This window comes from Actinomadura sp. NAK00032 (assembly GCF_013364275.1).
Taxonomy (GTDB): Bacteria; Actinomycetota; Actinomycetes; order Streptosporangiales; family Streptosporangiaceae; genus Spirillospora.
Map to the genome: position 1 here is coordinate 8,727,062 of NZ_CP054932.1, position 14,780 is coordinate 8,741,841.

At 71.0% G+C, this 14,780-nt stretch carries 13 protein-coding genes; 6 read left to right on the forward strand and 7 right to left on the reverse strand.

The features are described from left to right. Nucleotides 1-30: 30 nt before the first annotated feature. The gene (locus HUT06_RS45450; protein ID WP_302931868.1) at nt 31-627 is read right to left on the reverse strand and encodes a TetR family transcriptional regulator; all 597 of its coding nucleotides are present in this window, start codon (nt 625-627) and stop codon (nt 31-33) included. Then, the gene (locus tag HUT06_RS40180; RefSeq protein WP_176200479.1) at nt 624-1,508 is read right to left on the reverse strand and encodes a sugar phosphate isomerase/epimerase; all 885 of its coding nucleotides are present in this window, start codon (nt 1,506-1,508) and stop codon (nt 624-626) included. Before HUT06_RS40180 ends, HUT06_RS45450 begins: the two co-directional genes overlap by 4 nt. Before the next feature lie 162 nt (nt 1,509-1,670). Here HUT06_RS40180 and HUT06_RS40185 point away from each other — a divergent pair, with 162 nt between their 5' ends. The 4 genes from HUT06_RS40185 to disA all read left to right on the forward strand — a co-directional run bounded on the left by HUT06_RS40185 (nt 1,671) and on the right by disA (nt 6,141). Next, complete coding sequence (locus HUT06_RS40185) at nt 1,671-2,369, forward strand: class I SAM-dependent methyltransferase (RefSeq protein WP_254715638.1); 699 nt, start codon at nt 1,671-1,673, stop codon at nt 2,367-2,369. Between the two features lie 34 nt (nt 2,370-2,403). Further along, on the forward strand, nt 2,404-3,462 hold the full coding sequence (locus tag HUT06_RS40190) for an alpha/beta fold hydrolase (RefSeq protein ID WP_176200481.1): 1,059 nt from the start codon (nt 2,404-2,406) through the stop codon (nt 3,460-3,462). A gap of 49 nt (nt 3,463-3,511) precedes the next feature. Next, nucleotides 3,512-4,945, forward strand: coding sequence for a DNA repair protein RadA (gene radA, locus HUT06_RS40195; protein ID WP_176200482.1), 1,434 nt, complete (start codon nt 3,512-3,514; stop codon nt 4,943-4,945). Between the two features lie 113 nt (nt 4,946-5,058). Then, nucleotides 5,059-6,141: a DNA integrity scanning diadenylate cyclase DisA gene (disA, locus tag HUT06_RS40200; protein WP_176200483.1), complete on the forward strand. Its 1,083-nt coding sequence runs from the start codon at nt 5,059-5,061 to the stop codon at nt 6,139-6,141. A 12-nt stretch (nt 6,142-6,153) separates the two neighbouring features. On the opposite strand, the gene HUT06_RS40205 is transcribed toward disA, so the two are convergent. After that, the gene (locus tag HUT06_RS40205) at nt 6,154-6,729 is read right to left on the reverse strand and encodes a hypothetical protein (protein ID WP_254715640.1); all 576 of its coding nucleotides are present in this window, start codon (nt 6,727-6,729) and stop codon (nt 6,154-6,156) included. Between the two features lie 108 nt (nt 6,730-6,837). Here HUT06_RS40205 and HUT06_RS40210 point away from each other — a divergent pair, with 108 nt between their 5' ends. Continuing rightward, on the forward strand, nt 6,838-7,716 hold the full coding sequence (locus HUT06_RS40210) for an A/G-specific adenine glycosylase (RefSeq protein WP_176200485.1): 879 nt from the start codon (nt 6,838-6,840) through the stop codon (nt 7,714-7,716). Between the two features lie 3 nt (nt 7,717-7,719). Here the strand turns inward: HUT06_RS40210 and HUT06_RS40215 are convergent, their stop codons facing one another. Both HUT06_RS40215 and HUT06_RS40220 read right to left on the reverse strand, forming a co-directional pair. Then, entirely contained in the window at nt 7,720-8,841 is a 1,122-nt protein-coding gene (locus HUT06_RS40215) for an NADAR family protein (protein WP_176200486.1), read from the reverse strand. 176 nt (nt 8,842-9,017) lie between these two features. Beyond that, nucleotides 9,018-9,815, reverse strand: a complete 798-nt coding sequence (locus HUT06_RS40220; RefSeq protein ID WP_176200487.1) for a GNAT family N-acetyltransferase — start codon at nt 9,813-9,815, stop codon at nt 9,018-9,020. A 134-nt stretch (nt 9,816-9,949) separates the two neighbouring features. On the opposite strand from HUT06_RS40220, the gene add reads away from it, so the two are divergent. After that, nucleotides 9,950-10,921, forward strand: a complete 972-nt coding sequence (gene add, locus HUT06_RS40225; protein ID WP_176200488.1) for an adenosine deaminase — start codon at nt 9,950-9,952, stop codon at nt 10,919-10,921. Between the two features lie 165 nt (nt 10,922-11,086). On the opposite strand, the gene HUT06_RS40230 is transcribed toward add, so the two are convergent. Beyond that, nucleotides 11,087-11,785, reverse strand: coding sequence for an ArsR family transcriptional regulator (locus HUT06_RS40230; protein WP_176200489.1), 699 nt, complete (start codon nt 11,783-11,785; stop codon nt 11,087-11,089). Nucleotides 11,786-12,004: 219 nt separating this feature from the next. Then, complete coding sequence (locus HUT06_RS40235; protein ID WP_176200490.1) at nt 12,005-14,539, reverse strand: ATP-dependent Clp protease ATP-binding subunit; 2,535 nt, start codon at nt 14,537-14,539, stop codon at nt 12,005-12,007. Nucleotides 14,540-14,780 lie beyond the last annotated feature (241 nt).

Below are 14,780 nucleotides of genomic sequence, written 5' to 3' on the forward strand. Positions count from 1 at the left end.
CGGGGACGCGGGACCGGATGGTCGGGGAGGTCAGCCGGTCAGGTAGCGCTGGACGGTCGGGGCGACCAGGGTGATCAGCTCGTCCTCAGTGGCGGAGGCCATGGGCTCGATGCACAGGACGTAGCGCAGGATCATCAGGCCGATCATCTGCCCGGCCGCCGCCTGGATGCCGAGCGGCGGCGCCTGCGTGGCCTGCTTGGCGCGTCCGAACAGGGCGACCGTGACGAACTCGCGCAGCAGCGCCGCCGCCCGCTCGTTCGTCATCGCCGAGCGGAGCATCGCCAGCATCGGCGCGCGGCGGTCGTCGTCGCCCCACACGTCCAGGAACGTGCGGACCATCGTCTCGCCGAGCCGGTCGGGCGGGGACGCCATGATGCGCGGCAGGATGACGGACGGGTCCACCGGGAAGCGCATGGCCTCGATGAACACGCCCTCCTTGTTGCCGAAGAAGTGGTGGACGAGCGCGGGGTCCACCCCGGCGGCGCGGGCGATCGCGCGCAGCGAGGCGCCGTCGTAGCCCTTCTCGGCGAACAGCTCGCGGGCCTCGGCGAGGATCTTCTCCCGCGTCTCGGTCGGGCCGGGGCGCCGTCCGGGGCCCCGGCCGCGCCGCCGCGCGGCCTCCGTCACCGCACGCCCCGGCGGGTGATCTCCCCGGCCGGCGTGACCTCCCAGGTGTGCGCGGAGGCGGCCAGGTGCAGCCGGGCGAACGCCAGGGCCTCGGCGAGGTCCTCCATCCGCTCGACCCGGCTGGACGCGCGCCGCGTGTTCACTTCGAGGACGACGTGCCCCCGGAAACCGCCCTCGGCGAGGTTCTCCAGCATCGGCCCGCACGGCTGGTTGCCCCGCCCCGGGACGAGATGCTCGTCCTTGTTGGTGATGCCCACGCCGTCGGCGAGGTGGATGTGCCGCAGACGCTCGCCCAGGGTGCCCGCCATGTCGATGGCGTCCGACCCCGACACGGCGGTGTGGGACAGGTCGAGGGTGACGTACGGGTAGTCCTGGTCGACGGGGTTCCAGTCGGGCAGGTACATGCCGGCCTCGGCGCCGCGCGCCTTGAGCGGGAACATGTTCTCCACCGCGAACAGGACGTCCGTCTCCTCCTGCATGCGCGCGATGCCCTCGACGAACTCCTTGGCGTAGTCGCGCTGCCAGCGGAACGGCGGGTGGACGACGACGACCTCCGCGCCCAGCTCCTCGGCGACCTCCTTGGAGCGGACGAGCTTGCCCCAGGGCTCGCGCCCCCACACCCGCTGGGTCAGCAGCAGGCACGGCGCGTGGATCGACTTGATCGGCACCTGGTGGTAGTCGGACAGCCGGCGCAGGACGTTCAGGTCCTGGGAGGAGGCGTCCGTGGAGACCATGACCTCGATGCCGTCGTAGCCCAGCAGCGCGGCGATCTCGAACGCGCTCGGTACCTTCTCCGGGTAGACCGACGCGGTGGAGAGCGTGATCGGCGCGTCCGGTACCCGAAGAGCCGGTGTACTGACGCCGTTGTGCTGCGGGGTCAAGGCTTCCTCGCCAGGAATGATCGCTCGACGATGTTCATCAGGTTCGCAAGGCAAAGCCTATGCGGCGGCGCCGCGGATGAGACAACCGGCCGGAGTGATCCTCGACGCGTCGCCCCGCGACGGCCCGCGACGCCCGCCCGGCGCCGGTTACGCTCTGTCTCCGTGGCCGATATCGCGCCGGGCGCCGTGCCGAGCCCCAACATCTGGAACACCCCGCAGGTCTACGAGCTGGAGAACCGCGCCGTCGACCCGGACGGGGTGCTCGCCGGCGCGATGCGCGCGATCCGCCCGTGGCAGGGCGCCGACGTCCTCGACCTCGGCTGCGGGACGGGCTTCCACCTGCCGTTCTTCGCCGCCGACGCGCGCCGGGTGGTCGGTGTGGAGCCGCACGCCGGGCTCGCCGCGTCCGCCGCGCGCCGCACCCGGGACCTGCCGAACGTCACCGTCCGTGTGGGCGCGGCGCAGGCGCTGCCGCTCCCGGACGCCTCCGTCGACGTCGTCCACGCCCGGTGGGCCTACTTCTTCGGGCCGGGCTGCGAACCGGGCCTCGCCGAACTCGACCGGGTCGTCCGGCGCGGCGGGGCCGTGTTCATCATCGACAACGACGCCACCCGCTCCACGTTCGGCCGCTGGTTCCAGCGGAGCCTGCCGAAATACGACCCGGCGGCCGTCGAGCGGTTCTGGACGCGCCGCGGCTACGCCCGCGAGCCGCTGACGATCCGGTGGGCGTTCCAGAGCCGCGACGACCTCGCCGCCGTGCTGCGCATCGAGTTCCCGCCCGATCTCGCGGACGCCTGCCTGCGCGAGCATCCGGGCCTGGAGGTGGACTATGCCGTGAATTTGTGGTGGCGTTGCCCCTGAGTTACTGACTAGTTGGTCATACGGGAGGACCGACATGGGCCGTGTCACTGCCGGGAGAGCCTTCGGCGGGCTGCTGGCCGCCACCGCCGCCGGTGCCGCCGGCGCGGGCGCCGGGCTGGTCGCCCAGCGCCGCGCGATGCGCCGCCTCCAGCTGCGTCCCGACCCGTTCGCGGGCGAGCCGTTCGGCTCCCTGCGCGGGCGGCCCACCCCCGTCCGGGCCGACGACGGCACCCGGCTGTACGCCGAGATCGACGGCGCCGACCGCACCGACCTCGCCGTCGTGTTCTCGCACGGCTGGACGCTCACCCAGGACTCCTGGCACTTCCAGCGCAAGGCGCTGCGCGGCCTCGGCCGGCTCGTCTTCTGGGACCAGCGCGGCCACGGCCGCTCCGACGGCGGCGACCGCGACGGCTACGCCATCCCCCGGCTCGCCGCCGACCTCGCCGCCGTCATCGAGGCGACCGTCCCCGCCGACACGCCCGTGGTCCTCGTCGGCCACTCGATGGGCGGGATGACGATCATGCGGTACGTCGACGAGCACCCGGAGCTGGTCGGCCGCAAGATCCTCGCCGCCGGGCTGCTGTGCACCTCCTCCGGCGGGCTCGGCGAGATCACCCTCGGCATGCCCGCGCTGCTCGCGCGCACCACGCACCGCGTCCTGCCGCGCGCCCTCGACGCGTTCGGCGCCGGCTCCGGCGCCGTGGAGAAGGTCCGCCACCTCGGCCGCGACGCCGCCACCCTCGTCGAGGACCTCGTCGCGTTCGGCCCCGAGGCGAGCCCCGCCGCCGTCGCGTTCGCCGAGCAGATGATGACCGAGACCCGGATGGACGCGTTCGCCGCCTTCCTCCGCTCGATGATCACCACCGACGTGATCAGCGACTGCGGCGCCCTCGGCGGCGCCGACACCCTCGTCCTCGGCGGCGAGAACGACATGCTCACCCCGATCGAGCACAGCCTCAAGATCGCCTCGTGCGTGCCGTCCGCCCGGCTGGAGGTCGTCCCGGCCGCCGGGCACATGGCCATGATGGAGCGGCCCGGCGTCGTCTCCGACCACCTCGGGGACCTGATCGAGCGAGCCCGCAAGGAGACCTGAGGCGCTGACGCGAGCGCACTGTCGCAGGCGAGCCCTACGCTTCCGTCTCATGGCGAAGGCTAAGACGGCCAAGGCGGCCTATCGGTGCTCGGAGTGCGGCTGGCAGACGTCCAAGTGGGTGGGGCGCTGCGGCGAGTGCCAGACGTGGGGGACGGTCACCGAGGCGGCGTCCGCCACCCCCGCGCGGGTCGTGTCCGCCGGGCCGGTCAGCGCGCCCGCCAAGCCGATCGGGCAGGTGGACGTCCGGTCCGCGCAGACCCGCCCCACCGGCCTGGACGAGCTCGACCGGGTGCTCGGCGGCGGCATCGTGCCCGGCGCCGTGCTGCTGCTGGCGGGCGAGCCGGGCATCGGCAAGTCGACGCTGCTGCTGGAGGTCGCCGCGCTCGCCTCCACCGGCCCGGAGGGCAACGGCGCCGGTCCCGCGAAGAACGTGCTGTACGTGACGGGCGAGGAGTCGGCCGAGCAGGTGCGGCTGCGCGCCGACCGGGTCGGGGCGATCACCGACCGGCTGTACCTCGCCGCCGAGACCGAGCTGTCGGCCATCCTCGGGCACATCGACACCGTCGAGCCGACGCTGCTCGTCGTCGACTCCATCCAGACGATCGGGACGTCGGAGGTCGACGGCGCGCCCGGCGGCGTCACCCAGATCCGCGAGGTCGCCGCCAACCTGATCAGGGTCGCCAAGGAGCGCGGCATCACCGTCGTGCTCGTCGGCCACGTCACCAAGGAGGGCGCGATCGCCGGGCCGCGCCTGCTGGAGCACCTCGTCGACGTCGTCCTGTACTTCGAGGGCGACCGGCACTCCCGGCTCCGCATGATCCGCGCCGTGAAGAACCGCTACGGGCCGACCGACGAACTCGGCTGCTTCGACCTCTCCGAGGTCGGCATCGTCGGGCTGCCCGACCCGAGCGGCCTGTTCCTCACCCGCCGCGACGAGGCCGTCCCCGGCACCTGCGTCACCGTCACGCTGGAGGGCCGCCGGCCCCTCGTCGCCGAGGTGCAGTCGCTCGTCGCGAAGTCGCACCTGCCCGCGCCGCGCCGGGCCACGTCCGGCCTCGACACCTCCCGCGTCGCGATGGTCCTCGCCGTCCTCGCGCAGCGCTGCAAGATCTCCATGCACGAGCAGGACGTGTACGTCTCCACGGTCGGCGGGGTGCGGCTCAACGAGACGTCCGTCGACCTCGCGCTCGCGCTCGCCGTCGCCGGCTCCACGGTCGAGCAGGCCCTGTCGACCAGCCTGATCGCGCTCGGCGAGGTCGGCCTCGCCGGGGAGGTCCGCGTCGTGCCCGGCGTCCAGCGGCGGCTCGCCGAGGCCGCCCGGCTCGGGTTCAAGCACGCCGTCGTCCCGCGCGGCTCCCTCGAACTCGCCGACGGATCCCCGCTCAAGCGCGCCGACCCGCAGCTCAGCAGCTACGAGGGCATGAAGGTGATGGAGGTCGACAGCCTGAAACAGGCGCTCCAGGTCGCGTTTACGGCCCCGTGAATCGGGTCACGCCAGAGTATTACTCCACACAACGCACGCTTGCGACCTGGGGAGGAACCAGTGCGCGGCCCTCCTCGGTAAACTGACGCCGTCCAGCGACCTCCGGGGGTCAGGTGCCATCACACGACAAGAGTCATGACGAGCGACGCCGCGCCACCTTGGCAGCGGTCGCCCCGGGCACCCAGATCCGCGACGGACTGGAGCGGATCCTCCGGGGCCACACCGGCGGCCTGATCGTGCTCGGCTACGACAAGCCGGTCGAGGAGCTGTGCACGGGCGGCTTCGAGCTCGACGTCGAGTTCTCGGCGACCCGCCTGCGCGAACTCGCCAAGATGGACGGCGCGATCGTCCTCGACGACAGCCACAGCCGCATCGTCCGCGCCGCCGTCCACCTCGTGCCCGACTCGACCATCCCGACCGAGGAGTCCGGGACGCGGCACCGCACCGCCGAGCGCGTCGCCCGCCAGACCGGCCTCCCCGTGATCTCGGTCAGCCAGTCGATGCACATCATCGCGCTGTACCTCGACGGCATCCGCTACGTCCTGGAGGACTCGGCGGCCATCCTGTCCAAGGCCAACCAGGCGCTGGCGACGCTCGAACGCTACAAGCTGCGGCTCGACGAGGTGTCCGGCACGCTGTCGGCCCTCGAGATCGAGGATCTCGTCACCGTCCGCGACGTCAGCGCCGTCGTGCAGCGCCTGGAGATGGTGCGGCGCATCGCCGACGAGATCGAGGGCTACGTCGTCGAGCTCGGCACCGACGGCCGGCTGCTGTCCCTGCAACTCGACGAGCTGGTCTCCGGCGTCGACGCCGACCGGGAGCTGATCGTCCGCGACTACCCGTCCGACGACACCCGCGCCCGCGGCGTCGCGGCCATCCTGTCGTCGCTCGACACCCTGTCCGCCAACGAGCTGCTCGACCTGTCCACGGTCGCCGAGGTGATGGGCTTCGCCGGCCCGGACGCCCTCGACCTGCCCGTCAGCCCCAAGGGCTTCCGGCTGCTCGCCAAGGTGCCCCGGCTGCCCAGCATGGTCGTCGAGCGCCTCGTCGAGCACTTCGGTGGCCTGCAGAAGCTCCTCGCCGCCAGCATCGACGACCTCCAGGCGGTCGGCGGCGTCGGCGAGTCCCGTGCCCGCAGCGTCCGCGAGGGCCTCTCCCGCCTCGCCGAGTCCTCGATCCTGGAACGCTACGTCTGACCCGCGCGGACGTCAGCGCAGGCGGAAGATCTGCTTGTCGACCTTCGTGCCCTTCAACTGGGCCACGTAGGTGCCGGGACGGGCGGTGACCTTGCCCTTGCAGCCCCGGGTGCGGTCCCAGCCGACGTTGTCGACGTAGGGGATGCCGCGCCGGAGCGTCTCCTTGGCGGCGTCGCCCCGGCGGCATTCGGCCGACGACCAGATGCGGTCCGAGCCCGACGTTATGCGGACGTCCAGCACACCCGTGTCGAACTTGCAGGAGCCCTGGCCCGTGTTGACGACCGTGACCCTGAACTCGGGCCGTTCGGAGCCGCTGTAGGAGCTCCGCAGGGCCGACATGTTGATGACCAGGTCATCGTCGTCGCAGGGGCCGCCGCTCTTCGCCGGGTCCGGTTCGGGCGTGGCCGTCGCGGTGACCGTGACCGTCGGCATCGCGGTGGGCGGAGGCGGCGGGCTCGCGCTCTCGGCCGCGCCCGCGTTCCGGACCTGCTCGCTCTCGCCCGTCCCGGCGCACGCCCAGGCCAGCAGGCCGACCGCGCCCAGAACCGCGGCCAGAGCCGCCGCGCGACGCCGCCAGTACTGGTCCAACCCAGAACCACCCGAGTGACGCCCAGTATTCGGAAACATACGGGCAGTATGCATTCGCCGGACCGGAACGAGGGGACGACCCGCCGCGTGCCACAATGGCGGCGCGCCATGAACCTGAACTCCCTCTACACCGCCCCGATCCTCGCCTGGTACGAGGCGAACGCCCGGGACCTCCCGTGGCGGGCGCCGGACGCGACCCCGTGGGGCGTCCTGGTCAGCGAGATCATGCTCCAGCAGACCCCGGTCTCCCGCGTCCTGCCCGTCTGGGACGCCTGGATGAGCCGCTGGCCCACCCCCGCCGCGCTGGCCGCCGAACCGTCCGGGGAGGCCGTCCGGGCGTGGGGCCGGCTCGGCTACCCGCGCCGGGCCCTGCGCCTCCACGAGTCCGCCCGCGCGATCACCGAACGGCACGGCGGCGAGGTGCCGTCCTCCCACGCCGACCTGCTGGCGCTGCCCGGCATCGGCGCGTACACGGCCGCGGCCGTCGCCAGCTTCGCGTTCCGGCAGCGGCACGCCGTCCTCGACACCAACGTCCGGCGCGTGCTGGCCCGGCTGGTCTCCGGCGCCGAGTACCCGCCGAAGTCGCAGACCAAGGCGGAGGTCGAGCTGGCGGAGAGCCTGCTGCCGCCCGACGCGCCGACCGCCGCCCGCTGGGCCGTCGCCGCCATGGAACTGGGCGCGCTCGTCTGCACCGCCCGCACCCCCCGCTGCGTCGACTGCCCGGTGCTCGACAAGTGCGCCTGGCACGCGGCCGGACGCCCCGCCTACGACGGGCCGCCGCGCCGGGGCCAGACGTACGCCGGCACCGACCGCCAATGCCGCGGCCGCATCCTCGCCGTCCTGCGGGACGCCGAGGGCCCGGTCGAGAAACCGGCCCTCGACATCGTCTGGTCGGACGCCGTCCAGCGCGAACGCGCCCTGGACGCCCTCATCGCCGACGGCCTGGTCGATCCCTTGGACGACGGCCGCTACGCCCTCCCCCGCTGACCCTCAGGGCAGCCGAATCCCGGCCCGCTCCGCCTGCAGTTCGGACCGGACGAGTTCGAGCAACCGCCCCACCCAGTTGCGCCCCGCACCGCCGCGCGTGCTCCAGTGGTCGGAGTCCATTCCGCTGTAGGCCAGCGGTGCATCGCCAGTGCCGACCAGAGTTTCCGCCAGGTCGGGATGCTGTGCGTACTTGGCACGCAGGAGACCGGCCATCACCGCCGTCCGCGCCTGCGCCCACCCTTGCACGCGGGGCGCCTCCTCAGCGGCTTTCCGGGCACCGTATCCCCGCTCAGCCGCACAAATCCGATCACGTGCAGCGGAATCATCGGTGGAAAGTGTCCAGTAAGCGTGCTCCACAGACGGGTAGGTGACACCGCCGACCTCGATCGGGCGCGGGTAGTCGTTCTGCAGGACGTCGATCCCAGCGTCCTCCGGGAACCCCTTGGGATACACGCGCCCACCGAAGTGCACCGGCCCCGCCGCCGGCTCGACCGGGTCATCCGCCGGCCGTTTGGACGCATACTCCGCGCGAACTCGGTCCCGGTCGGCGAAGTACTCCAGCGCCCATTCACGTTTTGCCTCGGTGACCTCGTCGTCGTTGAACCACCCGCCTATCGGAGGCTCCCCGACATCGGTGCACAGGTAGACCAGTGGCCGGTCCTTGTTGTCCATGTCGCCGAGCGAGTAGTGGCGCTTGTGCTCGGGGATCGCCAGGTAGGCGTCCCGCAAGGCCAGCCGATCGGCCTCGTCCCGCGACTCCAGATACCGGTCCAGCACGGCCAGGCACCGACCGGTGGAGTCGGGACGGCCGTTCAACCGCTCGATGTCGTCCGCCACCTCGCCCAGCAGCATCTCCGCCGTGAGGCCGAACCTCGGCTCGGCGGCCTTCCAGCGCCCCAGCTCGAACGCGCTGATCTCGCCGCCCTCGGGCACCTCCGTCACCACCCAACCGCGGTCGAGCTTCTCCCGCAGGCCGTCCAGATCGACCCAGTCCCAACAGTTGATCGCACCATCCGCGAACACGAGCAGATTGGACAGGTGATACGCCATGTTGTGGATGAAGACGGGCCGCGCGACCCCATCGATACGCCGCCCGTCCTCAACCCGATAAACCCGCTGCAACACAAGAACTCCTCAACGACAAGGCCCGACCGGCGACCCGCTCCCGACACATCCAACACCACACCCGGCGCGAACACGCCCACCAGCTTGACCGGTGGACTGAGGCGCAAATACGCCGACCGACAGTCACGATGGAACCGTCAATGCACCCGGCCGTGCTGCGCGACCGGCCATTCAATTCAAGGCGCCGGGCTGCGTGCCGTGTCGTCGGCCGCGCGTTCGAGTCTGACTTGGCGCTCAGTTTCGGCGAAGCCGAGGGAACGGTAGATCCGAATCGCCTCGCCCGCCGGGTCGGCGACGATCACGAGCGTCCGGGCGCCCCTGGACATGGCCTCCACTCCGGCGAAGTGGACGAGCGAGGAGGCCAGACCGCGTCGGCGAAAGGCGGGATGGGTCTCGACGTTCTGGTAGCGGGCGGGTCCTTCGCCATCGAGGACGACACCCAGGCTCGCGCGCATCTCGCCGTCCACGAACGCGCCGAACCAAACGGCATCGCCCGCCTCGCACAGCCGCCGTTCCTCAGCGAGTTTCGCCGTCAGGAACGCGGCGTTCTCCTCCGACGGCTCCAACTCGTCGCACGCATGCCGCAGTCGTTCAGCCTGGCCCCAGTCGTCGCCGGTCAGCGCACGCAGGACAGCCCCTCCCGCCGCCGCCACCGGGCCTCGCAGCGATGAGGTCGTAAGGACCGCGTCGATCTCGACACCGATCCCGAGCCGCTCCCATTCCGCGTGATGGCCCGCCTCGCCCTCGGTCCCGTCCACCCCGATCGCCAGATGAGACGCCTCAGGGAACTCGGCGGCGAAGAGGTCGGGAGCGCCCGGCAGCGCGTCGGGAGCGACGAGCACGAAGTTGCCCCACCAGAAGTTCGGATTGGAGGGTGTCCGCACGACCTGGTGAGACGGGTGATCCACGACGATCGCACCGGCCAGGCGGCGGATCAGCAGATCCGTGCGAAAAGCAAGAGATCGGACCTTCACCTGGCGATCCTAGGTGCCGACAAGAAGCTCCTAGAACCGACATCTCCCCTACGAAGCACGAACAGCGCTCACCGTCCCTCCACGCAACGAATATTCGCTGGTCGCCCGGTGGCGGGGGACCATAACGTACCGGCGTGCGTGATCTGCTGACCCTGCCCAAAGCACACCTGCACGTCCACCTGGAAAGCACCGTCCGCTGGGCGACGCTCCGAGAGATCGGCGCGGCCAACGGCGTGGACGTTCCGAAGCACACGCCGGCGTTCGGCGACTTCACCTCCTTCTTCGCGCAGAACGACCTCGTCCGCGCCTGCCTGCGACGCCCCGCCGACTTCCGGCGTATCGCCTACGAGTTCTGCGCGGACGAGTCCGCACAGGGCGTCCGGTACGCGGAGGTGTCGTTCACGGCCGCCGGACACGGCGAGCGGCTCGGTGACCCGGCCATGCCCCTCCAGGCCGTCCTGGAGGGCCTGGAGGCCGGGGAGGACGCGTTCGGGATCGAGTGCCGCCTCATCCTCGACCACTCCCGGCGCCGCTCCGTCGAGCGTGCCTGGCGCACGCTCGACCTCGCCCGCCGGCACGACCGCGTGGTCGCCATCGGGCTCGCGGGCGACGAGGCGCACCCCGGGGACCCGTTCACCGAGGTGTTCGCCGCGGCACGCGACGCCGGCCTGCACGTCGTCCACCACGCGGGCGAAGGAGAGGGCCCCGCGAGCATCCGCCAGGCCCTCGGCCCCGGCCGCACCGAACGCCTGGGCCACGGCATCCGGGTCCTGGACGACCGCGATCTCGTGGCCGAGGTCAGGGACCGCGGGATCCCCCTCGAAGTGTGCCCGTCCTCCAACGTCGCCCTGGGCTTCGCCCCCTCCCTGAAGGAGCACCCGCTCCCCCGCCTCCGCGACGCGGGCCTGATCGTCACGATCAACACCGACATCCCCGCCCAGATCGACACCTCCCTCGCCATCGAGTACACCCGCGTCCGCGACACCTTCGGCTACGACGACCAGGTCCTCGCCGACCTGGCCAAGGCAAGCATCGACGCAGCCTTCGCCCCACCCAGCACCAAAACCCACCTCCACCAGGCCATCAAAACCTGGCTAACCACCTAATCCCCCACTCCCGACACTGCCTCGCCCCGCGGTCGGGGAGCTGGGTGGCCGGGCGCAGCAGAGTGCCGTCGCTGACAGCCGACCCGCGCTCCACCCGCCGGCTCGGCGTCTGCCGGCCGTCGGGCGGGGCGGGCGCCAGGGGGCGGGGACTGCACAGGGCGGGCCTCAGAGGGCGAGGGTCGGGGGGTGTTCGCTCAGGACCGTGTAGAGGTGGCCTGTGCGGATTTCGCGGAGGAAGGGGTCGGTGTCGTCCGCCCACTGGGTACGGGTGCGGACAACGGGGTGGACGGGGATGCCGAGCCTGGCGGCGGACTCCTGGGCGGCGTCGAACGCGGCGTCCGGGCCGAGGTCGCCGATCACCAGTACCTCGACATCACCGCACTGCTCACCGGCCGGGTCCTCGTAGCGTTCGGCCCAGGCGCCGAAGAGGTAGAGCTCGCGGACGGACGGGAGCCTGCCGAACTCCTCCGCCACCACCGCCGCCGGTCCGAACGTCAGCATGAGGAGGTGGGCGAGCGGACGGTAGAGGGGACTGCCCGCGTCGCGCGTCACCAGCCGCCCGGCCATGGTGCGCCGGAGGGTGAGGATGCCCGCCCGCGCCAGCCGCTCCACCTCGCGCATCACGGACGCGAGGTCGGTGCGGAGCATCACGGCGAGGTCGAGCATCGACATCTCGCGGGACGGCCCCAGCAGCAGGCGCGCGAGCAACTCGCCCTGCAGCCGGGACCGGAAGATCGGGAGGCGTTCCGGTGCTCGTGCCCGCACGTCCCGCAGGAACGCCTCCGCCATACGCGCCTCGCCGACCGGCACCTGCGCTCGCCGCCGCCGGAACTCCGCCGCCGCCCCGACCATATTCGATCGCATGTTCGAACACTATGCCTCGCCTCCGACATCTCCGGCGTCCATGGGAGTCGCCGGTAGAAGCCGGCCGACGCGTGCGGGTCCGGGGCGTCCAGGACGGGGGCCGACAAGGCCATGCGTGGTGAGTGGCTCATGCGGCCGTTGCGCGACTGCATGCGGAAGGGCCCGCGGCCGGGTGGTTCCGGTCGCGGGCCCTTGCGTGTCGATCTATGCGGTTGTGGGTCAGTCCTTGTTGAAGTTGACGGCGCCTTCGATGGGGGGCGGGCTGTCGGGGACGCCGGTGGGCTTGGGCACGCCCTTGAAGGTGAACTTGGCGTTCTCGGCCGAGTCGGGGTTGTCGGGGTCGAAGCCCTCGGTCCCCACGATCACGATCTGGCCGGGCTTGAGCTCGCTGTAGAGGATCTTCTCCGACAGCGTGTCCTCGATCTCCCGCTGGATCGTGCGGCGCAGCGGCCGCGCCCCCAGCACCGGGTCGTAGCCGCGGAGCGCGAGCAGGTCCTTGGCCTCCTGGCGCAGCTCGATGCCCATGTCGCGGTCGTGGAGCCGGTCGTCGACCTTGGCGATCATCAGATCCACGATCTGGATGATCTCCTTCGGCGTCAGCTGGTGGAACACCACCGTGTCATCGACACGGTTGAGGAACTCGGGCCGGAAGTGCTGCTTGAGCTCCTCCGACACCTTCGCCTTCATCCGCTCGTACGAGCCCTGCTCGTCGTTGGCGCGGGCGAACCCCATCGACACGCCCTTGGAGATGTCCTTGGACCCCAGGTTCGTGGTCATGATGATCACGGTGTTCTTGAAGTCCACCACACGCCCCTGGGCGTCGGTGAGACGGCCGTCCTCCAGGATCTGCAGCAGGCTGTTGAAGATGTCCTGGTGGGCCTTCTCGATCTCGTCGAACAGCACCACCGAGAACGGCTTGCGCCGCACCTTCTCGGTCAGCTGCCCGCCCTCCTCGTACCCGACGTAGCCGGGCGGGGAGCCGAACAGCCGCGAGACCGTGTGCTTCTCCATGAACTCCGACATGTCCAGCTGGATCAGCGCGTCCTCGTCCCCGAACAGGAACTCCGCCAGGGTCTTGGACAGCTCGGTCTTACCGACGCCGGACGGGCCGGCGAAGATGAACGAGCCGCCGGGACGCTTGGGGTCCTTCAGCCCGGCGCGGGTGCGGCGGATCGACTGCGACAGCGCCTTGATGGCGTCTTCCTGGCCGATGACGCGCTTGTGGAGCTCGTCCTCCATGCGCAGCAGCCGGGTCGACTCCTCCTCGGTCAGCTTGAACACCGGGATCCCGGTCGCGGTGGCGAGGACCTCGGCGATCAGCTCGTCGGTGACCTCGGCGACGACGTCCATGTCGCCGGCCTTCCACTCCTTCTCCCGCTGCGCCTTCTGCCCCAGCAGCTGCTTCTCCGAGTCCCGCAGCGCGGCGGCCTTCTCGAAGTCCTGGGCGTCGATCGCCGATTCCTTGTCGCGGCGGACGTCGGCGATCTTCTCGTCGTACTCGCGCAGGTCCGGCGGCGCCGTCATCCGCCGGATCCGCATCCGCGACCCGGCCTCGTCGATCAGGTCGATCGCCTTGTCGGGCAGGAACCGGTCACTGATGTACCGGTCGGCCAGCTGCGCGGCGGCGACCAGGGCGCTGTCGGTGATCGACACGCGGTGGTGGGCCTCGTAGCGGTCCCGCAGGCCCTTGAGGATCTCGATGGTGTGCGACAGCGACGGCTCGGCGACCTGGATCGGCTGGAACCGCCGCTCCAGCGCCGCGTCCTTCTCCAGGTGCTTGCGGTACTCGTCCAGCGTCGTCGCGCCGATGGTCTGCAGCTCACCCCGCGCCAGCATCGGCTTCAGGATGGACGCGGCGTCGATCGCGCCCTCGGCCGCGCCCGCACCCACCAGGGTGTGGAGCTCGTCGATGAACAGGATGATGTCGCCCCGGGTGCGGATCTCCTTGAGCACCTTCTTCAGGCGCTCCTCGAAGTCACCCCGGTAGCGGGACCCGGCGACCAGCGCACCCAGGTCCAGGGTGTAGAGCTGCTTGTCCTTGAGCGTCTCGGGGACCTCGCCCTTGACGATCTTCTGCGCCAGCCCCTCGACCACGGCGGTCTTACCGACGCCGGGCTCGCCGACCAGGACCGGGTTGTTCTTGGTGCGGCGGGACAGCACCTGCATGACCCGCTCGATCTCCTTGTCCCGGCCGATCACCGGGTCGAGCTTGCCCTCACGCGCCGCCTGCGTCAGATTCCGACCGAACTGGTCGAGCACGAGGGAAGTGGAGGGGGCCGCCTCGGAGGGGCCGCCGGACGCGGCCGGCTCCTTGCCCTGGTAGCCGTGCAGCAACTGGATGACCTGCTGGCGGACCCGGTTCAGGTCGGCGCCCAGCTTCACCAGCACCTGCGCCGCGACACCCTCACCCTCACGGATCAGACCAAGGAGGATGTGCTCAGTGCCGATGTAGTTGTGCCCCAGCTGCAGCGCCTCACGCAGCGACAGCTCCAGCACCTTCTTGGCACGCGGAGTGAACGGGATGTGCCCCGACGGCGCCTGCTGACCCTGGCCGATGATCTCCTCGACCTGCTGCCGCACCGCCTCAAGACTGATCCCCAGGCTCTCCAGAGCCTTCGCAGCGACACCCTCACCCTCGTGGATCAGGCCAAGGAGGATGTGCTCGGTACCGATGTAGTTGTGGTTGAGCATCCTGGCCTCCTCCTGAGCCAGGACGACAACACGCCGCGCGCGGTCGGTGAACCTCTCGAACATCTCGTCGCTCCTCACAGAGCGGTTGGGCAGAGTCCGGAACGTCCGGAACTGTCCTTCCGCATGCTAGCCCGCCCCGAGGAGGCCGCCCGGTGCACTCCCACCAGGAGACGTTCCCCAGCTAAGCGCTGTTCAGTCTCATCCAACTACCGCATCGGTGCGTCATGTTCCCGCTACGCCGCAAGCGAACGGGGGCTTTCCGCAGGTCGATCGGGGCGCGGGGCGAACCTCCCGAATGGGGGCG